Consider the following 21,854-nt stretch of genomic DNA (forward strand, 5'->3'; position numbering starts at 1 on the left):
GAAGAAGTATATCTTTGTAAAAAAAGTTTTGGCTTTACTACTCAATATAGAAACTGCAACAAAAAATTGTTCTGTAACCATTGCAAGGAACGGTGAAATTTTAGCATACAAAGAATTAAATAATGGGCAATATTCTCACGCTGAAGTATTGCACCCTTTTATTGATGAATTGCTGGTAAATTTGAAAATAAACAGCTCTCAAATTGATGCTGTAGCCGTTAGCAAAGGTCCAGGTTCTTACACAGGTTTAAGAATTGGTGTTTCTGCAGCAAAAGGTCTTTGTTTTGCACTAAATAAACCGTTGATTTCTATAGACACGCTAACCTCTCTATCTCATGCGATTGATATTAAAAAAGGTTTCATAGTGCCTATGATAGATGCTAGAAGAATGGAAGTATATTCAGCGGTATTTGATCAAGGTTATAACAATATTAGAGAGATTAAAGCAGAGGTAATAGATGCAAATTCTTTTTCTGAATATTTAGTGTCTAATAACGTTTATTTTTTAGGAGATGGAGCTAAAAAATGTTCAGAAATCATCACACATAAAAATGCTATTTTTATAGAAAACAAATTTCCTTCTGCTAAAGAAATGGCACAATTATCTTATCATAAATATAAAAAAAACGACATCGAAGATGTCGCTTATTTTGAACCTTTTTATTTAAAAGATTTTGTTGTGATTCCAGAAAAGAAAAAGAAACCTATTTTTTAGATTTACGATTCAGGACCATTTATATTTACTTGATGTGGGTAAGGAATTTCTATGCCAGCTTTGTCAAGTGCTAATTTTATATTTTCTGTAACTTCAAAATGCACATCCCAATAATGTTCTGTTTTACACCAAGGTCTTACCGCAAAATTTACAGAACTGTCTGCCAATTCTAAAACGGTTACTTTAGGTGCAGGGTCTTGTAATACCTTTTGGTTAGAGGTTAAAACACCCAACAATACCTCTTTGGTTTGCTTTATATCTGCGTTGTAAGAAACACCAATAACTAAGTCTACTCGTCTAGTACCTTCAGTAGTATAATTAACAATATTACCATTAGATAAAGCCCCATTAGGAATAATAATTTCTCTATTAGATAAGCCTGTTAATTTAGTTGTAAATATCTCTATTTCTTTTACAACACCTATAGCTCCTTGAGCCTCTATTAAATCACCAATTTTAAAAGGTTTAAAAATCATAATTAATACACCACCTGCAAAATTTCCAAGAGAACCTTGTAAAGCTAAACCAATAGCTAAACCAGCAGCAGCTAGTATAGCTGCAAAAGAGGCTGTTTCTATACCTAATTTAGCAATTACGGTAATAAACAATAGTAATTTTAAAGTCCAACTTAATAAATCGCCTAAAAAATTTTGTAGAGTAATGTCTACTCCACGCTTTTTCATAACATTTCTAGAAGTCTTAATGATTATGCTTATCGCAAACAACCCAATAACTAGTATTGCTAAGGCCATTAAAATTTTTGGGGTATATTCTACAACTAGAACTTTTAATTTTTCAATATATTCTTCCATCTTTATTTTGTTAGAAATTATCATGTAAAAGTAATGGTTTCTAGTAGTAATAAAAAAAGCTATTTATGATAATAGTATCTATAAGTATTAACTATACCCTAAACTATTTAATTTATTACTAAAAGGGTCTCTTTTAAAGAGCTACAGCATAATTTTTAGAGACATAATAAACTTTTGAAGTAGATTTAATACTGTTTTAAGAGTTTAAAATATTTTTTGGTAGCTTTTTGTTGATTTGTAAATAAATTACAAATTTTTATTTATCATCTATTACATATGTTTTTTATTAGGTTGTACGATACAATACTCTTGTTTTTAGTTTTTTAGGTCTATTTTAAATGTTCAAGATAGTTGCTTTAAATCTCCAATGTTAATTTAATGTTACCAAAATGTTGCATAATTGTAACTTTATAGGTATATTTGTAATGGTAATGTTAACTATAAAAATTTAGAGATATGAAAAAATTGGCAACACTTATTATTCTTTGTATAGCAACAATAGGATATTCACAAAAAAAACAACCAACTTATTCGGCAGAAGGAGATTTAGTTAAGGCTACGTATTATTATGAAGACGGAAGTATTAGTACTCAAGGTTATTTTAAAAATAAAAAATTAACGGGTAAGTGGGTTCGTTTTGATCAAGAAGGAAATAAAGTACAGATGGCTTTTTATAATGAAGGTAAAAAAGTTGGAAGATGGTTTGTTTGGACAGATAGTTCTTTAAAAGAGATTAATTTTGATAACAATGTAGTTGTAGATGTTAATTTATGGAAACATGAAGCTAAAATAGCAGCTAACAAATAGCATAGTTCTAATCATATAGTAAAACCTCAAAAACTAAATAAGTTTTTGAGGTTTTTTATTTTATAGATATTTTAGATTGATATTACTGTAGTTTTGCAGTTTATAATGATTCTTTAGTGTGAATTTCATTTAATTTTGTACGGACTTAAAAGTTTCTATGCATATCTATGCCTCTCAATTGACAAGCTAAAAAAATATAAAAGATAGTTTTTGCAATATGATGTTCTATATTCATAAAAGATGTTCTTCAATTTTAAAGCTTAATACGGGTTGCAATTCTCATTTCTCATTAAACTTAAAATATACGAGTAGACTTATTTAACGTGAGTTCGATATAACTTTTCTATGATAAAAGTGTTATTTAACTGAAAAATTGATGATTGTCATTTCGAACATTGCTGAAATTTAAATGTATTTAAATTGAAAGTAGTTTACGAAGTAAAAGTGTAGTTGAGAAATCTTATATCTATAGTAAGATTTCTCCATTTCAGTCGAAATGACATCTGTTTTAAACAACAAAATAATAATTACCTGATAAACAATGTTTTTTATACCGAACTCACGTTACTTACTAAAAGTATGTAGTTAGCTTTTAAAATAGACGCATTACTTTTGGGAATTACTATTCTTAAAAAAATGAATGTATAGTGTATATGTAACCTACAATTTAACTTATAGTTGGCTTTTGATGTATCGTTTATAACTAAGAAATAGTCAATAAAAAAACCTCAAATGAAATACATTTGAGGTTTTTTTATTAAGTCTTTATTATTATTCTACAATTAAAGTAAAAGGAATACTGTATTTTACTCCCACAGGTTTCCCTCTTTGTCTACCAGGTTTCATAGTAGGCAATTGTTTCATTACCTTAATTACTTCACTTTTAATTTTCGGGTGTGGTGCTCTTGCGTTAACATCTACAATTTTACCATTCTTGTCTATTTTAAAGCCAATAAATACTCTTTTTCTACCAGAAGATAAACCTAATTCATTAGGCAAATCTGCATCAAATTTTCTAGAAAAGTGTTTTTGAACCTTTTTACTAAAACATGCTTTTAGTTCAGCTTTACTTCCTTTACAACCAGGAAAAACAGGTACATCTTCAATAATCATAAAACTTACATCTTCAACAACTTCTTCAGCTTCAACAACTTCAACAATCTCCTCTACAACAACCTCTTCAGTTTCATCAGTTTCTGTAGACTCTATAACAGTTTCTTCAATTTCTTTATCATCCTCAACAACTTCAATCTTTTCTGGAGTTGGTGGTGGCGGAGTTTTTGGTTGTACAGGCTCTACTCTTTCAGTAATAGGAATTTCTTCCTCTAATAAAGCATTCATAGTAACCGTACCTAAATCTTCTATAGTTTTATCATAGGTTTTCTTTTCAATTGCTGCATAGGTAATATATAAAGCTAAAACAAGCCCAATTTGAATGAAAATTTTGCTATAATTCTCTAAATTTGATTTTGGGTTTTTCTTTATTTCCATGTTGTAGAGTTTTTAATAGTTCGCTAATTTAAATAATTTATTGCTTTATACACAAGTCTTACTGTTTTTTAATACTAATTTTTTTTAAAATTTGATTAAAAAGAAATAGCGCTAAAAAAATTCCTAGTGTATTTGCTAAAATATCTAGGTAATCACCTGTTCTATAATTGGTTAATTTACTTTGAAGAATCTCAATAATTATGCCATAAACTATACATAAAATAATGATAGCATACTTGTATTTTGTTTTTCTATAAAAAGCGGTTAGCCAACTAATACCCAAAGTAAAATAAGCTAAAAGATGAAATACTTTATCTATACCTGTAAAACTAACACTTTTGGTTGTAACAGGTATAAGACTTAAATACGCAATAATAATAGTAATGCCTATTGCAATAAAAAAAAGACTATCCTTTAACAAGTTCTTTATAACCCTCTGCATCTAATAAGTTATCTATTTGAGAAGCATCAGATATTTCTATTTTAATCATCCACCCTTTACCATAAGGATCTGAATTTACCAATTCTGGCTCATCTTCTAATTCTTCATTAAATTCAATGACCTCACCTGTTAAAGGCATAAATAAATCTGAAACTGTTTTAACAGCTTCTACAGATCCAAAAACTTCTCCTTCTTCTACAGTGTCATCAAGAGTATCTACATCTACATAAACAATGTCTCCTAGTTCTCCTTGTGCAAAATCTGTTATACCAACAGTGGCAATATTGTCTTCAATTTTAATCCACTCGTGGTCTTTTGTGTATTTTAATTCTGATGGTAAATTCATTTTATTAAATATGTTATAATTAGTTTCCTCCTAAATTGTAGATAATGTTAATTCCTCCATTAATTGCTTGTCTTGGGAATGTGGTAGAAATTGCATATCTAGATGTCTGATGGTTGTAATAAAACGATGCTGTTAAATTATTACTTAATCTATAATCTGCTGTAAATTTAATAGAAAATAATCTTTGTCCACCACTAATTTGATTATTATCTTCTTGAATGGCTCTTATTTGTGTTAAATTATCTCGTAAAGATACATCTGCTCTTAAATTTACATCTCCTTTTAATGTTTGTTTTTTACCGGTAAAACGCGTATTAAATTTTACATCTTTAAATACATAACCTAAACCAAAAATATATTCGGTTCCTCTAATATCGGTTAGTGTACTATTATTAAAGTTTAATGTTAATGTTCTATCTCTTTTTACTTCACCTCGTAAAGAAAAAGAATTTTTCATTTTCATATCCAATTTTATAAGTGGTGAAAATTCATCAACCAAAGTAGCAGAAGCTACTAGCAATTCTGGTTCAAAATTATCTGCAGCATTAAGTTCTGGTGGATTGTTAGGACTAACAGGATCTTGAGAATTATTACTTCCTACAAAGTTTAAATTATTTGTAAATCCAGAAATGGTGTAAGAAGATCTATATCCATGAGAAACAACAAAATTTGTAAAGTTTTTCTTAAAGAATTTAAATTTCATTAAACCATTATAACGTAGGTTCCAATTAGGTATAGGAATATTTCTGAACAAACCAGTATTTACTTTTTCTGGGTCTTTGTCTGAATAGGCAGCTAAAAATGCTGGAAGCAATACTTGCTGACCGTTTTCATTAAAATTATTAGTATCATAACCACTTTCTCTAAACAATCTATCAGAAATAATACTTCTGTTATCTAATAATTTTTGAAACAAAGCATCGCCATCTGTAAAAGCTGTAGCAAACATAGAATAACTGGTACTAAAGTTTCCTGTTTCAAAAGCTGCAATGCTATTGTCTAAAACACCATTTGTATTGTTAGGGTTGTTAGTATCTATCAATACATCTATTTGTTGTGTTATATCTCTGGTTTGAATTCTGTTTCCTCTTACATCTATATTTAAATCTTTAACAGGTTTAAGTGTAAATGTATAGTCTAGTTTGTTATAATTTGTTCTACTATAATTCTTATTAAAGTATTCACTGTTATTAGGGTCTCTTGGTGCTATTAACCAACCGTTTTCTAAAGCTTTATTTCTAAAGTCTACTTGACTGCCAAATGCAAATGAAGTTGGTGCACCACCTAAAAAGCCAACATCTTCTATATAGCCTTGTAATAATTGACCATTATTTTCTGAGTAACTAATTTTACCTTGCTTAACAGAAGTAACCAAATCGTAAACTCCTTTTAATATTTTTTTACCAACAGGTAATTTTTTATTTCTTTTAACACCAGGAGTTCTTGGTAATTTAGGTCCTCCTTTAAGTCCTTTAGAGTTTTTACGTTGTGTTTTACTGAGTAGTAATTTTTCAAACCCTAAGCTTTTATAAAAACGATCAAAATTTATAGTAGTATTAAGGTTATGCGTATTGGCGTTTTGTACATTATTTCCTATTTGCGCAATAACAGTAGGATCTTGAGAACTTGCTTGCCAATCAAAATCTGCAGTATATGCGTAATCTGCCCTTATAAACTTTAAAAACGGAATTTTATCTAACGGAAGATTATACGTAGCGTTTAATTTTTGATGATAATTGGTAGGTCTACCTGTATTAAAAAAGTCGTCAAAAACTTGTAAATCTTGATTACTATCAAAAACATCATAAATATTGCTGTTGGTAGCGTTAAAATTTAATTGTAATGATTTTGTTAAGTCAAAACCAATGGTATAATCCCAATCAAATAAAAATCTACGTTGTTTTAATTCTGGTTGAGGGCTTAACCCAGGAATTAAATTTCGAGTTTGCTGCTCGTTATAACTTCTATTAATGCTAGAATTAATAGCTACTGTTTTTGGGATAGGATTAAAATTGATGTCTTTAATCAATTTCCAATATTTACTTTTAAAAATAGAGTCGTTATTTTTAAAAGGCTCTAAAGGTTTAGCATCAAAGGTAAAATTATAAGAAGCAGAAGCTCTTACGTTTTCATTAATTCTTTTTTGAATGTTATAATTTCTTTGAAACTCTTTATTATGAGCATAAGAAACAGCTAGGTTTTCTACATCATAAAACCTTGGTTTTTTAGTAGAATTTGGGTTTCTATTTTTCTTAACGTTGGTAAAACTAATGCTGGTTCTTTTGGTATAATCTTGTGCATTATTTAGGTTGTCTAAAGCTTGGTCTCTTTGCTCAGATTGGGGTGCGTTTTCAAGAAAACTTTTGGCTTCTGAAAATTGCACGTCTTGAGATTGAGGGTCAAATTTTGGGTCTATAAAACGCTCACCAATACTGTAGGTCATAGGCAATTGAATACCCCATTTTTGAGGTGTTAATACCTTACCTAAGTTTACAGTAGTAGCAACGTCATATTGTTTTGTTTCGTCTAAACTTCTTTGGTTTACTTTGTCTTCTACGTTACCAAAACCTATAGTTTGCATACTACCAGAAAGAGAAACATTAGCAACATCAGCAAAATTAGCATCAGCGTTTAAAACTGCAGCCCAACCACCTTCATTATCAAAATCAGAAGAACGTAATTCATTAAACCAAACTTCTCCACTTAATGGTGCAGTGGTTGTATTTTTTAGTCCTAAAGTAACGGTTCTTAATTGTGCCAATGTTGGGTTTCCTTTTACTGAAATTGTATAAGGTAAATTTTCATCTTGTTCTGTAGAGGTATATAAATCTGTTATTGCTGTTTGAGATTGGTCTCTTTCTAATTTTACTCTTCCAAAAGTTTCTAAAAAGGCATTTAAATTGTTGGCTTCTGGCCAAATTTCTAACGGAGTTGTGCCTCCTCTAGACACGGTTAAAGGAAGTTCTATTTGGTAAAAGTTCTCATCTAAATCTGTACCTAATCTTACAATTGCTGCAAAATCGCCATCATTTACAGTTCCGCCACCAACATTTTCTTGCAGGTGAAAAAACATTTTTAGGTTTTTAAAACGTCTTAAATCTATACTTATATTTTTATAAATAGCTCTTGTATTGTCTGCAGCTAACTCATTTACTCTTAAAGTAACAGATTGTTCATTTTGTAATTGCACAGTGGTACTACCTTGTAGACGTTCTCTTTCAATTCCTGGAGGTGTTTGGTAAACACCTTCATTTTGCTCTATATTAACTACACCAACTTCAAAATCATTCAATTCATCTTGGTCTAAGTCTCTAGCGTCTTCATCTTCATCTGTCTCAAAAGTTCTTAAGTAACGTCTCCAATCTCCACGAACCAAATCTAACTCACCAAAACGCATTACAACAGGCATTCTAAAATTGGTTAAAAACATTCTTATAAAACGAATACTATTAAAATCTGTAATACCGTTCATGGGTGTTCCACTTCTTATAGGAACCCTAAATTGGTACCAAGTAGTTCTTTGTGTATTTCCATTTTCTAAAGTAACATCAGTAACTCTTTGGTCTACAATAAAGTTCTGACCAACAACCAAATCACTTTTATTCATAGAAATTTTATACTCAAAGAAACTTTCTACGGTATTCATCGTTTGATCTCTGTTGATGTCTTCTACATCTGGAAAATTGGTTGCAGAAGTTGGAAATGCTTCTGAAGATTGACTTAACGTGGGCGAATTACCCTGTGTATTGTTAAAATCTTTATACCTGGTGATGATAGATGCGTCTAAAGCATCTAACTGACTACCTCTAAAAAATTGATAATTGTCTGCAGCAGGATCAGATAAACTTGCGTAGTTTCCTATTCCAGAAAGATTACTTTCATCAGCATCATCAATTCCGTCAAAACCTAAATCTTGGTTTGCTCTTGCCCCATCATCTTCACTAAATGCATAAATAATTGAAGGATTTGTAGGCACAATACCCCATATTGTAGGGTCTATATTTTGCGTACCTCCTAATTCTGGTAATCCGTTTTCATACATTTTACGACTATCTTTTAAGATGTCTTCTGAGATATTACCTAGGTTGATAAATAAATCTCCAATTTGATTTATAGGATTGTCTGGATCTATACCTTGTGGTAAGCCTTCTTCATTAGTGATAGAATAATTTTCATAAGGATCCATAACCCAAAATTGGATGTATTCCACATTGGCAACATCAAAATTATTGGTGTTTAATGGGCGCATAATTCCACCCCAGTTTTGTTGCGGATTTGTTAATGTAGCTTCATCATTAGCAACATCAATAACAACATCATTCTGGTTTTGATTGAAATTATAAGAACCTCTTTCTGCAGGAAAATATGCCAAATCTAATGTGCGTATTTGTGCATTTTGAGTGATGTCTAGCTGAACATTAGGAAACAACTCACTAAAATTAATGAGTCTTGTTTCTGCTCTAGAGAGCTGATCTGCATCTATACTCGAAGGTGTTTGTCCTATACCAAAAAAGATTTGATCTATACTATACCAAGCCAATTTTGCTCTTCTATCATTGTAAGTCAAGTCGTTATTTCTTCCAAAAAAACGATCATTAACTTCATAACTTGGTGTACTTGCTTCATACCAATCTAAAGCAGAAAGTAAGCTAATAGGTACTTGAGAAGCTTCAAAGTCATCTATATACGTAGTAGCTTCTCCACCAACATCTATTCCACTAGGGGTTCCTGGTAATAAATATGCCATATCTGCTCTAACAGATAAATTAGAGGGTGCATCTGTATCTACAAAAGGCAATTTATTTGCCAATTTAGTAAAGTAAGGTACTTCTGTAGAGTAGTCTATATTTACACCAAACATGGTGTTGTTTATTGGGTCAGAATCAAAATTTACTTTTGGTGTTATTGGTCTTTCTAAAACATTTAAAAGTGTACCTCCTACTATAAAATTATCAGAAAACTTGTGCTCAACATCTATACCCATAAATGTTTTTCTTTGTTGATTAAAAACCGTATTGTCTTCTGTAGAAACGTTAATTGGTGTTCCTGATGATTGTAATCCTGGATCTATAATTTGTACACGACCCAGTTGATAGTCTACCACATAATCTACACCTTCTACCAATTGTCTACCACCAGCGGTTACAGTTACAGAACCTCTAGGTACATTAAAACCAATAGGAATGCCTCCAGCGTTTTCAGATTTAAAATACCCTTTTAAGAAATACTTGTCTTTATTTTGAAAATTATTTTGAATGTTAATCTTTGTATTTAAATAAAGCTCTTTAAACAAGAAATTACCATCTACATTTTCATCTAAACCAAACTCATCGCTAGGACTTTGTTTTGTTAAATCGTTTCCAAAGGGTTCAGGTTCTGGAAAAAAGATGTATCCGTTTTGAGAGTTAACCGTTATTCCTTCTACGTAGTCAAAAAATCCATCAGCATTTCTAAACTGACTTTGGTCTAGTTGATCTAAACGCAATACTTGCAATAAAGGTAAGGTTGCAATACCAGGAGTTTCTGCATTTTGAAGCACGTTAGAGGGTATACCTGTTTGGTCATCTCTATACTGAATTTCAAAACGAAATCCGTCTTGAGTTAACGGAAAAGCACCTAAGGCATATACGTTCTTCATCATCAAACGCCATGTAGGAAAAGCTTCTTCTTCCCCATTAGTGCCTTGTCTTTTGGTGGTTAAAATTTCTGATCGTAGTAATTTTACCGCTAAGTTTTGAGGTGTTTGAATACCATCATTAGAAAACTCACCAACTTTAAAAGACTTTTTTGAACTTCCGTTAACGTTACCAGCAACGGTATATTCATATGCAACTGCTAAAACTTCTCCATCATTTAACCTTCTATTTAATGAAATAAAACCCAATTGCGGATTTAGCCTGTATTCATTTTCAGTCAATTTTCTTGCATTTTCTAATACAGAATAATCTGTACCTTCACTCATGTTAAAACCTTGTAAGGTAGCGTTTACATTAGAGATATCTCTAATTCCGCTATTTAAAGAAAGTAATGCAGATAAGTTGTTAGATTCGTTGGTAGGAATATTTCCGTTAGAGGTTGTAGGAGGGCTAGTGGGTTGTACTGCCCCTGTTTGATTTACTAAAACGCCATTTCTAGATTCACCTAAATCTGCTAGGGCTACTATGCTTCTAAAATCTTCTGTACTAGAATTTCTGTTTGTTACCCAAACTTCTATACGTGTAATGTTAATTTGACTGTTGACTAATGGATAGTTTTTTAACGAATTTGCATAGTTGTCTATAAAAAACTGAGATAGAAAAAAGTGTCTGTCTGTATCGTAATCTGTAGCTCTCAATTCAAAAGGTTGTATAGAAGATCCTCCCTCTGCGGTTACTGTTCTACTCTCAGAATTTTGTTGCGAAAAAACTGCAGTTACACTAGTGTTACCAAACTGTAATTTTGTTTTGACTCCAAACAGACTTTGCGCTCCGTTTATCAATGCGTTTTTAATGGGCATATTAATATTACCCACTTCTATACCTTGTAAAATATCATCTTCTGTAGGGCTGTAATCTATTTTTACTAAATTCTGAAAATCAAAAGTTGCTTGAGTATCATAATTTGCAGTAAATTGTAACCTTTCACCTACTTGTGCTCTTATACTAGCATTAATTTGTTGGTCAAAATCAAAATTAAAATTACTTCTATTTTCTTCAGATAATTGCGGGTTTTCTGTATTCTGATAATTAACCCCAATTTTTAAATTTAAATTTCCGCTAGATTTAAAAGAAATTGTATTACCACCAAAAATACTTTCAAAGAAATCTGAATTTACATAATAAGAAGGAAGCAAATCTTTTTGGGCATTTTTAGAACCCTTTTTTTTACTGTTAGTAGCACTTACTTTATTTTGAAAGTACTCTAGCATATCTCTTTTTAAACGATATTTAGCATATTGTTCTTGTGTAAGAAAAATGGGTGTTCTAGTGTAATAATCGCCAATTTTTTCTACAATTACATACTTGTTTAAAATCTTATCGAAAACAACTTCTTTTTTAGCTAAATCATCTAAAAAAAGGCCTCCCTTTTGATCTTTTTTAAACTTGTATCTTAACTCAATAGAATCTTTCTGTACTGTTGTACTGTCTTTTTCTTGAGTCTGAGCTTGTATTGTTACTGTTCCAAAAAGGGCAAAGGAAAGGATTAAGAATATGTGTTTTAAAAATCTACTCAATTGATTATAAATTCTTTAAGGCTAATTTTATTAATTTTTCTACTGTAGCTTCTGGATGTTCTATTAAAATTTTAGAGACTACTTTTTCAGATTGTTTTTTATTAAAACCTAAAACTTCTAAAGCAGATAACGCTTCATCTTTGTTAGTATTGCTTGCAGATATAGAAACTTCATCAACAGTATGTGTTTTTAGAATTTTATCTTTTAAATCTACGATAACTCTTTGGGCTGTTTTGGCGCCAATACCTTTAACAGATTGAATTAAAGCAACGTTACCAGAACCAATTGCATTTTGAATTTCATCTGTTGTCATAGAAGAAAGCATGGTTCTTGCAATGCTAGGACCAACACCAGAAACAGATACTAAAAGTTTAAATACCTCTCTTTCTATTTTAGAGATAAAACCATATAAAGTATGGGCATCTTCTCTAATAGATAAGTGTGTATATAATAGTATGGCTTCTTGATCTGGTAATTTAGAGAAAGTATTTAAAGAGATATGCAACAAATAACCTACACCATTACAATCTATAACTACCTCTGTAGGATTTTTTTCTACAAGTCTCCCTTTTATTTGCGTTATCATAAAATATTTTCAGGGTTCTAAAGTAACAATTTTATTTGTTTCTTTTTTCTTTTTCTTGAGCATCTACAACAGCTAGTGCAGCCATATTTACCATTTCATCTACACTTGCTCCTAACTGTAAAATATGTACTGGCTTACTAAGCCCTAAAATTACAGGACCTATAGATTCTGCTTCGTTTACTTCTTTTAATAATTTATAAGTAATATTTGCAGATTCTAAATTAGGGAATATCAATACATTAACCTTTTTTCCGTTCAATTTTGAAAATGGAAATTCTTTGGCTAACATTTCTGGGTTTAAAGCAAAATCTGCTTGTAATTCACCATCGATAACCGTATCTGGAAAATGACGATGTAGGTAACCTATAGCTTCATTAATTTTTTTTGAAGTTTCTGAGTTAGAAGATCCAAAGTTAGAGAAAGAGACCATTGCCATATTAGGTTTCATACCAAACATCTTTACAAAATTTGCCGTCATTTGAGATATTTTGACCAAATCTTTAGCACTAGGATTAATATTTATAGTAGTATCTGCTAAAAATAAAGGCCCTTGTTTGGTAATCATTAAATTACTTGCGGCAATTTTAGTAATTCCTTTATCTTTTTCTATAAGTTCTAAAATAGGTCTAACAACACTTGGGTAAGGTCTAGAGTATCCGGTAATTAATGCGTCTGCTTCACCAACATTAACCATCATTGCAGCAAAGTAATTGCGCTCTCGCATTAGTTTTTTTGCTTCCGTTAAGGTTCTACCTTTTCGTTGTCTGTTTTTCCAATACACTTCTCCAAAACGATCTCTGCGTTCTGTTTCTTCATCAGTTTTTGGATCTATGATAAGAAGATCAGCATCAAAACCAATTTCTTCCATCAATTCTAAAATCACTTCTTTTCTACCTAAAAGAATTGGTTTTGCAATTTTTTCATCATAAACTCTTTGGGCAGCTTTTAAAACATCTAAATGATCTGCTTCTGCAAAAACCAATTTTTTAGGATTATTCTTGGCTCTATTATGTAGTATTCTTATTTCTTTACTTCCAGATCCAGAACGCTCCATAAGTTCTTCTCTGTAGGCTTCCCAGTCAGAAATAGGTTGTAATGCAACACCAGATTCTATAGCAGCTTTGGCAATTGCTGGTGGAATTTCATAGATTAATCTTGGATCAAATGGTTTTGGAATAATATATTCTCTACCAAAACTCAAACTTACTTCATCATAAACAATATTTACTTGTTCGGGTACAGATTTTTTAGCCAAATCTGCTAAGGCATGAACAGCTGCCATTTTCATTTCTTCGTTTATTATGGTTGCTCTTACATCTAGCGCACCTCTAAAAATAAACGGAAAACCAAGAACATTGTTTACTTGGTTAGGATGATCAGATCTTCCAGTAGCCATGATAATGTCTTTTCTAGTTTTTATGGCCAAATCATAATCAATTTCTGGAACAGGGTTTGCCATTGCAAATACGATGGGATCATTAGCCATAGACAACAACATCTCTGGAGTTACAATATTCCCTTTTGAAAGACCAATAAAAACATCTGCATCGTGCATCGCTTCTTCTAGTGTATCTATCTCTAAATCTGTTGCAAATTCTGCTTTTTGAGAGGTTAAATTGGTTCTTTTTTTTCGGATAACTCCTTTGCTATCACACATGATAACATTTTTTCTTTCTACACCAAGCTCTAAGTACAATCTTGTACAAGAAATTGCAGCGGCGCCTGCTCCATTAACAACAATTTTTACTTTACTTATGTCTTTGTTAGTAATTTCTATGGCGTTTTTTAAAGCAGCAGCAGAAATGATGGCTGTTCCATGTTGGTCATCATGCATTACGGGAATGTCTAACTCTTCTTTTAAACGTCTTTCAATTTCAAAAGCTTCAGGAGCTTTAATATCTTCAAGGTTTATACCTCCAAATGTAGGAGAAATGGCTTTTACGGTTTCAATAAACTTATCTACATCTGTTGCATCTACTTCAATATCAAAGACATCTATATCTGCAAATATTTTAAAAAGTAAACCTTTACCTTCCATTACAGGTTTAGAGGCTTCCGGACCAATGTCACCCAAACCTAATACAGCTGTTCCGTTAGAAATTACTGCTACTAAATTTCCTTTAGAGGTGTATTTGTAGACGTTGTTTCTATCTTTTTCAATTTCTAAACAAGGTTCTGCTACTCCTGGAGAATAGGCTAAAGTTAAATCGTGCTGAGTAGCATATTTTTTGGTTGGTATAACCGCTATTTTACCAGGTTTTGGTTTAGCGTGGTATAGTAAAGCTTCGTGTCTTTTTCTAGAGTTACTCATAAGTTGTTGTTTGCCATAAATAATAGTTGACAAATATATAGGATTTTGAACTCAAGAGCGAATAAGTATTCTATTCTTTTACATACTGATTAGACATCTTTTATAATAACCTCAAATTAAGGATACCGTCTGTACATTTTGATAAAATTTTATAAATTTAAATGAATTTTAGGATTGAAATTTCTACCTAACTTATTTGGAAATCAGGTAGATAATAAAAAGTTTAGCATCTAAAGTAGTTCTCGATACCATTTTCATTAAAAATAACCCGAACTGACACATAGAAACTATTTTAAATTTTAATGCACAACAGCTTAATAAGCTATAGTTTCTATTTTATTGTTTACTGAATATTCAATAGAAAAATTATAGCTTGTAAGATTTGCTTTTAAGCTGGCAAAAGAAGTTTTATCTTGCCAAGTAATATGAAGTTTATTTTCTGAAGATTTTTGAAATGTAACAGTACCTTGAAATGCTTGTAAAGTATTTCGTAATCGTATGAGTTGAAGCTGTTTTGTAACAATGTCTTTCTGTAACCCATCTTCAATATCTTTTTTTGATAATGTTGTTCTGTTTATTTCTTTGTGGGCTCCTGTACCTCCTTTGTCTGCAGCAGCATAATTATTTTTGCCAGCAAATAGGTCTAAATACCAAATTTGAGGAATACCAGGCATAAATAATTGTATGGCTCTAGCGAGTAAAAGTTTTTGCTCATTTTCTCCTAAGGCGCTAAAAAAGGTAGTATTTATCTGATAATAGGAGATTTTGTTTCCTTCTGCATCATAAAGGTTTTTTATTCTACCACCTCTTTCTAATAGGGTATTCATAACAAAATCTATTTCAGTATCTTGTAAAAGTCCTCGGTGGTATGTTCCATCAATTTCTTTTCCTTTTAAGTCTAAAACAGGAATTCCGTCATGACAACCCAACATATTTACAGTGTTATATTTATTTTCTACAATTTCTTTAGCCCATTTAAGAAGCGCTTTGTTGTTGCTTTTTTCTATGGTATGAATCATAAGTCCTGGTAAGAAAAAATCGTAAATTTGGTAACCTTTCTTAGCTACTTGGTCATGTAAGTGCAAACCATATTCTGCATGAATTTCAGGCAATACGGTTAGCTCATTTTTAGAAGCAATTTCTTTAATTTTTTTTAAATAGGTCCAAGTGCCTGGTTTGTTAAAAAAATTAGATTTTCCTACTTCTTTGTGCAGATATGCAAAGGCATCTAATCTTAGAATAGAACAACCATAACTCTTAACTTTGGCAAGTGTTTCTTCATAAAAATCCCAAACAAGTTTAGATTTTGCATTGATGTCCATCTGACCAAGAAATATTTTTTTAGAATTGACAATTTTTTGAATTTTTGGCTTTAACGTCTTTTCAATATCTAACGCTGCAATTTCTTTTTTATCAATTATAGCACTGTTTATTTTATTACAAATTGATAATTTTTCATCTTTAGATAAATTTTGGAAAATGTTTAGGTCTTCTATATTTATTGAAGTATAATTTACCTCTTGGTAAAAAGTATTCCAATACGGTTTTTCTGAGCCATCAGGAAATGGGATTTTTAAGATAGGTAAGCCAGATTTTCTCATAAATAATTTATCAAGAAATTCTTTTTTGGGTATCATGATTCCATCAGCGTTTAAATGCCCATTATCTTTCCAAAATTGATTCCAATTGATAAAAAAGTCTTTATATTTTGAGTTTTCTCCATTTTTTAAAAGATCTTTAAACTGAGGGGAAGCAACAGAAAGATGATTTAAAACAATGTCAAACTTTAACGTAATGTTTAGTTCTTTTAAAGCTTCTAGATCTTTGTTAGAAACCAGCTCTTGATTAATATTATAGTCTATTATTGAAAAACCTCTATCTAAATCGCTATTAAAAAAAGTAGGTAATACATAAAACATAGAAAATGCATCTTTAAACTCTTTTTTTTGAAGCATTTTTACCATGTCACTTAAATTATGGCCAATACTATCTGGGTATGCATTAAGCATAACTCCATTAGAAATAATGGTTGTTTTTTTAGGATTCATAATCTAAAAAGTTACTTATAAAAGTTTTGATAAAATATTTATGTTATCTGGTAATCTACCTACGTTTTGTAATTTTAAGGCAGCGAGTTTTAATGCAATTTGTAGGCAATCGTTTATGTTTTTTTCTTTAATATAAGCAAATAAAAAACCAGACCAAAAAGCATCACCTGCGCCAGTAGTGTCCACCACATTTTCTATTTTTACAGCTGGTAGTTGTATGATGGGTTTGTTTTTTTGTGATAGTTTTACACCTTTATTTCCTAAGGTTAAACAGACAGTGTCAACTCCTATACTATGAAAAAAGTCAAAAATTTCTTGATGAGGTAGTTTTTCTTCAAAAAGCCGTAACATATCGTCTTCGCTAATTTTTATTAAAGGATTTAAAGCACAATATTTTTTAATGATGGTTATAGCTTCTTCTTTACAATCCCAAAGCTCTTTCGCATAGTTGATATCAATACTTAATTTGCAACCAAGTTTTGAAGCTTCTAAGGCTTTATTTAAGATAGTAGTTTGTGCTGGTTTTTTACTCAAAGCAAAACAAGTGGTATGAAAAATTTTTGATTGAGACAACATTTCTAATGTAATTTGATCTTCTGTAATCTGAAAATCTGCATTTCGATACGGAATGAAATCTGGAGTTCCGTTAGATTTTGATACAAAAATTACACTAGTAGAATACTGTTCTGATTTTTTAATATTTTTTGGTTCTATACCAATTTTATCAACTCTATTATAGATATACTCACCAAAACCGTCATTACCCACAGATGCCACCATTACTGGGTTTAGTCCTAGTCGTTTGCAATTCATTGCAACGTTTGCAGGCGAACCCCCTAAATACCTATGATAGTCTCTAGTGTGGTTAATAAGTACGTTATTTTGATGACCAATAAAATCGATTAAGACTTCACCAACACATAAAATATCTATAGTATGATTGTTGTTTTTCAACACTGTATTTTTTATTAAAAAAGTTATTGAATCGTTTTTTTACTTTTTATAAAAAGCGTAAAAATTGCACTAATAATTAGCAAAACACCTGCAAAAGAGATAGCATTTCTTGGATCGTTGTTTAAAAAGTTTTTTAAAACATACCCAAAAGTTATAGTTTGAATAATCATAGGTATTACAATCATCATATTAATGATACCCATGTACACACCATAACGTTCTTTTGGTATATCTGCAACCACCATTAAATACGGAATACCCATCATACTTGCCCATCCAATTCCAAAACCTGTTATTGCAAAGAATAATAGGTTTTTATTTTCTATGTGAGGAAAAACCAGAAACCCTATAGCAGCAATTAACAAACAAAATGCATGGACTTTTTTGGGACTGAATTTTTTTGCAAACCCCACCAACGCAAAAGCTACCAAAAACGTAACAACATTATACCAACCATTTACCAACCCAGTCCAACTTACAGCTTCACTATAAGCTTGTGTATTTTCTGGTGTGGCTTTCCAAACAGAAAGCGCTACACTTTTTGACGAGTTTTGCCAATAACAAAACAAAGCATACCATTGAAAAAGGTATACCAAAGCCAATTGCCACATAACTTTTGGCATATCTTTTATGGCAGAAAATATTTCGATTAGGGGCTCTAAAATATTTCTTTTTTCTTTTAGTTTTATAAGTTCTTCTTTAGAAGGCGGAATCTCATTTGTTTTACGAATACTCCATAAAATACTAGCTATAGAACAAAATGCGCCTAAGAAAAATGATGCGTATACCCAAGTTGGTAAAGACCCTGTAGACCCTATAAAAATTAGCGGAAAAATAAATAAAGATAAATTTGCCAATACTTGCCCTAAACCTGTAAAAAAACTTTGCATTTGAAAGCCAAGTGGTTGTTGGGTTTTATCTAATTTATCTGCTATTAAAGCTCTATAAGGTTCCATTGCAGTATTGTTACCTACATCTAAAATCCATAATAAACCCGCAGCCATCCAAAGAGAACTACTGTAAGGAAAAGCCAATAAGGTTATACTACATAAAAGAGCACCTATTAAAAAATAAGGTTTACGTCTTCCTAATTTTGGACTCCATGTTTTATCACTTAAAGCACCAATAATGGGCTGTACTAGTAAACCTGTTACAGGACCAGCAAGATGTAAAATTGGAATTTGATCTGGGCTTGCTCCTAAAAAATCATATATGGGAGTAACTGCACTTTGTTGCAATCCAAAACTATATTGAATACCAAAGAAACCAACATTCATGTTGAATATTTGCCAGAAGCTTAATTTTGGTTTTTTTAGTAGCATAGATTTGTTTTTGTAGTAAATTTTGAAATAAAAGAGCCAATATAAAATTGTATTGGCTCTTTTCTAATAATCCAAACTTAATTTATATTCAATTATAAAAACTCAAATTAGAAGTTATATTTAAGACCTAATGAAACAGAACGACCTGGAACTGGTCTAGCTCTTACAATATTTGTTTGATTTTCTGTAATGCTGCCTTCTTCAGATTCTGTAATTCCTAAACTATCAAATAAGTTGTTTGCAGCTAAATTTGCACTTAAACTTTTTGTAATACCAACATTTATAAAACTGTTTACAATTACAAAACCGGGCATTACCAATTCATTATTGTCTTGAGCAAAGGCTTTGCTTTGTCCTATTAAACTTAAGCCTATAGCGTTTTGGCTGTTACTACCAAAATTATATGTTGGTATAAAGTTGTAAATAAAATCTGGTTGTCTTCTTGGAGTGTTTCCATCGTTAGGACCAGATTCTATAGATGCATTTGTGTATGTTAAACCAGCTCTTATCCCAAAGTTGTCATTAAATTTATAAGAACCTTCTAATTCTAAACCAACAGATTTGTAGTCGTTTTCTATAATTGTTTGCGTAGTTGCTTCAAAACCACCTTCTTCTTTAGTGTTTGCAAAAAATACTGTAGCATATAAAGAACCTTTATCAAATCCTCTCTTATAACCAAATTCTGCTTGAGTAATAAAATCTAGTGCGTTTATAGTATTGCTATTGGTGTAGTCTAAACCAGAAAATAAAATTCTGTCTGCTTTAGCAGCTGCTCCTCTACTTAATCTACCAAAAACGGCTTGTCTGTCTGCCAATTTGTAGTTAAGCCCTAATGAGTATGAAAAGTAATTATAATCATAGTTAACAGTAGTGGCATTTGCATTGTCTATTGCAAAAACATTTTGTTCAGGTACAGAGATTACACCATCATTGTTTATATCAAATTCTCTAGACGTACCTCCAGCAAAAGAACCATCAACTTTTCCGCTATCAAAACGAATACTTGCATCTATGTTAAATGTTTCTGATGCTTCTATAGCTATACTTGCGTAAGGTGCAGATACATTGTATTTAGTGTCATAGTTTCTATGCAGATTTCCCCAAAAAGGTGTTCCGTATGCGTATAAACCATTTTCACTTAGAGGAGTATTAGCTGCATCAAAAACATCAATTAAACGAGCGTTGTTATCAGAAACTTCTTGCAAGTAAGAGTTCCATAACCAAGACATAGATACGTTTTGTATCGATTTAAAATAACCTACAGTAACGTCTACGTTGTCAAAAGATTTTGATAATTTAAAGTCATTCATAAAGTTATTGAAGTTGTTTAGTTCTACATCAAACATATGTATTCTAGATACTAAACTATTAGTTGGTACAACACCTCCTGTTGTATACTCTAAAGTAGCACCAGCACCAAAAGAGTTGGCAATATCTGAAGCTGTTGCCACTTGCGCAGGAAATGGTGAAACAAAACTACCACTGTTTAAAGAAAATCTACCATTGTTTTTAATTTTCCATCCTTCTGCTAAATCAAAAGAAGCTTCTAAACCAATAGATCTAGATACTGGATTCATACCATCTGAAACATTAGATCTTCTTAATTGACCATCTGCACCCAAACCAACATTTTGTGTTAAAAATGGAGTATGAGAAGTACCTCTTGTTGCACTAAAATTTGGAGCATTTCCCCAAGTAGGGTTGCTGTTTGTTCCAGAAACTTGAATAGGCATTGGTAAATAAGCAACGGCTCTATCATTTAAAAGTTTTGCGTTTAATCTAACATATCCGTTTTTAAATTCTTTGGTTAAATTAAATTTAAATTGACCACCGTTGTTAGCTGTAAAACCAGTTTCTCTTAAGCCTTCTCCAACTCTATAAAATCCGCCTGCATGAAAATACAATCCTTCAGCTATAGGAGCTCCATAATTAAAATCGGTTCTAAAAGAATCATAGTCTAAACCAAAAGTTGTACCTATTGCACCACCTTCTACCTTGCCAGTTTTACTAATTAGGTTGATGATAGCTCCTGGCGAGTTTGACGATACTGTAGAAGCAGAACCACCTCTAATAGCTTCTATTCTACCAATATTATTATCAAATCTTGTAAAGATATCTGCTGTGGCAAAAGACATATCACCAAACAATAAAACAGGTAAACCGTCTTCTTGTAGTTGAATGTATTTAGATCCTCCAGAAGATACAGGAACCCCTCTTACGGCAATGTTAGAATTACCCTCTCCTCCAGAAGATTCTGAACGAATACCAGGTATTGTTCTAAAAATTTCAGCTGTTGTTCTTGGTGCAGATTGTGCAATAACACTTGGTTTAATAGTAGTTATAGAAACACTAGATTCTATTTTAGATCTTGGATTAGCAACACCTGTTACAATAATCTCATCTAAAGACTCTGCATTTTCTTTAATGACAATATTCAATTTAAGGTTGCCGTTTACTGTAATTTCTTTAGTAAAATTGTCATACCCAATATAAGAAGCTATAATGGTGTAAGAACCATTAGCAACATTTGCAATTTCGTATACACCATCAAAATCTGTGTTGGCACCCTGAGTTGTTCCTTTTAAAAAAATATTAACACCAGGAATTAAATTACCGTTTGTATCTTTTACAATACCTGAAATTGTTGATTGCGCAACAAGTCCTGTTGATGATAGCATAACTAGTATCAACAGTAGATTTTTAAAGTTTAATTTTTTGTTCATTTTATGTGAATTTGATAAAAAAGTTAATTGTTTTTTGTCAAATATATTTTTATATGCAATTGAAATGTTAATTAAATAAATCGA

At 31.2% G+C, this 21,854-nt stretch carries 13 protein-coding genes; 2 read left to right on the plus strand and 11 right to left on the minus strand.

What is annotated here, in order from left to right; all coding sequences use genetic code 11:
- The first annotated feature begins 28 nt into the window (after positions 1 to 28).
- Positions 29 to 715 carry a tRNA (adenosine(37)-N6)-threonylcarbamoyltransferase complex dimerization subunit type 1 TsaB gene (gene tsaB, locus DUT90_RS00810; protein ID WP_114424815.1) on the plus strand — a complete coding sequence of 229 codons (687 nt, stop codon included), beginning with the start codon at positions 29 to 31 and terminating at the stop codon, positions 713 to 715.
- 2 nt (positions 716 to 717) lie between these two features.
- Here the strand turns inward: tsaB and DUT90_RS00815 are convergent, their stop codons facing one another.
- Positions 718 to 1,527, minus strand: coding sequence for a mechanosensitive ion channel family protein (locus DUT90_RS00815; protein WP_114424816.1), 810 nt, complete (start codon positions 1,525 to 1,527; stop codon positions 718 to 720).
- Positions 1,528 to 1,983: 456 nt separating this feature from the next.
- On the opposite strand from DUT90_RS00815, the gene DUT90_RS00820 reads away from it, so the two are divergent.
- On the plus strand, positions 1,984 to 2,334 hold the full coding sequence (locus tag DUT90_RS00820) for a nicotinic acid mononucleotide adenyltransferase (RefSeq protein ID WP_114424817.1): 351 nt from the start codon (positions 1,984 to 1,986) through the stop codon (positions 2,332 to 2,334).
- 771 nt (positions 2,335 to 3,105) lie between these two features.
- On the opposite strand, the gene DUT90_RS00825 is transcribed toward DUT90_RS00820, so the two are convergent.
- From DUT90_RS00825 to DUT90_RS00870, 10 genes are all read right to left on the minus strand, one after another.
- Positions 3,106 to 3,825 carry an energy transducer TonB gene (locus tag DUT90_RS00825; protein ID WP_114424818.1) on the minus strand — a complete coding sequence of 240 codons (720 nt, stop codon included), beginning with the start codon at positions 3,823 to 3,825 and terminating at the stop codon, positions 3,106 to 3,108.
- A gap of 58 nt (positions 3,826 to 3,883) precedes the next feature.
- On the minus strand, positions 3,884 to 4,267 hold the full coding sequence (locus DUT90_RS00830) for a VanZ family protein (RefSeq protein ID WP_181858114.1): 384 nt from the start codon (positions 4,265 to 4,267) through the stop codon (positions 3,884 to 3,886).
- Positions 4,233 to 4,613 carry a glycine cleavage system protein GcvH gene (gene gcvH, locus DUT90_RS00835; RefSeq protein ID WP_114424819.1) on the minus strand — a complete coding sequence of 127 codons (381 nt, stop codon included), beginning with the start codon at positions 4,611 to 4,613 and terminating at the stop codon, positions 4,233 to 4,235. Before gcvH ends, DUT90_RS00830 begins: the two co-directional genes overlap by 35 nt.
- 19 nt (positions 4,614 to 4,632) lie before the next feature.
- Positions 4,633 to 11,826, minus strand: a complete 7,194-nt coding sequence (gene sprA / locus DUT90_RS00840) for a cell surface protein SprA (protein ID WP_114424820.1) — start codon at positions 11,824 to 11,826, stop codon at positions 4,633 to 4,635.
- Between the two features lie 4 nt (positions 11,827 to 11,830).
- The gene (gene ruvA / locus DUT90_RS00845; RefSeq protein ID WP_114424821.1) at positions 11,831 to 12,412 is read right to left on the minus strand and encodes a Holliday junction branch migration protein RuvA; all 582 of its coding nucleotides are present in this window, start codon (positions 12,410 to 12,412) and stop codon (positions 11,831 to 11,833) included.
- Positions 12,413 to 12,443: 31 nt separating this feature from the next.
- A complete protein-coding gene (locus tag DUT90_RS00850; RefSeq protein ID WP_114424822.1) occupies positions 12,444 to 14,723 on the minus strand; it encodes an NADP-dependent malic enzyme in 2,280 nt (759 codons plus the stop codon).
- Between the two features lie 314 nt (positions 14,724 to 15,037).
- On the minus strand, positions 15,038 to 16,771 hold the full coding sequence (locus DUT90_RS00855; RefSeq protein ID WP_114424823.1) for an alpha-amylase family glycosyl hydrolase: 1,734 nt from the start codon (positions 16,769 to 16,771) through the stop codon (positions 15,038 to 15,040).
- Positions 16,772 to 16,786: 15 nt separating this feature from the next.
- A complete protein-coding gene (locus tag DUT90_RS00860) occupies positions 16,787 to 17,725 on the minus strand; it encodes a carbohydrate kinase family protein (protein WP_114424824.1) in 939 nt (312 codons plus the stop codon).
- A gap of 23 nt (positions 17,726 to 17,748) precedes the next feature.
- Positions 17,749 to 19,047: an MFS transporter gene (locus tag DUT90_RS00865; protein WP_114424825.1), complete on the minus strand. Its 1,299-nt coding sequence runs from the start codon at positions 19,045 to 19,047 to the stop codon at positions 17,749 to 17,751.
- A 107-nt stretch (positions 19,048 to 19,154) separates the two neighbouring features.
- The gene (locus DUT90_RS00870; RefSeq protein WP_114424826.1) at positions 19,155 to 21,770 is read right to left on the minus strand and encodes a TonB-dependent receptor; all 2,616 of its coding nucleotides are present in this window, start codon (positions 21,768 to 21,770) and stop codon (positions 19,155 to 19,157) included.
- Positions 21,771 to 21,854: the final 84 nt, after the last annotated feature.

The sequence above is a fragment of the Polaribacter sp. WD7 genome, assembly GCF_003335085.1.
GTDB lineage: Bacteria > Bacteroidota > Bacteroidia > Flavobacteriales > Flavobacteriaceae > Polaribacter.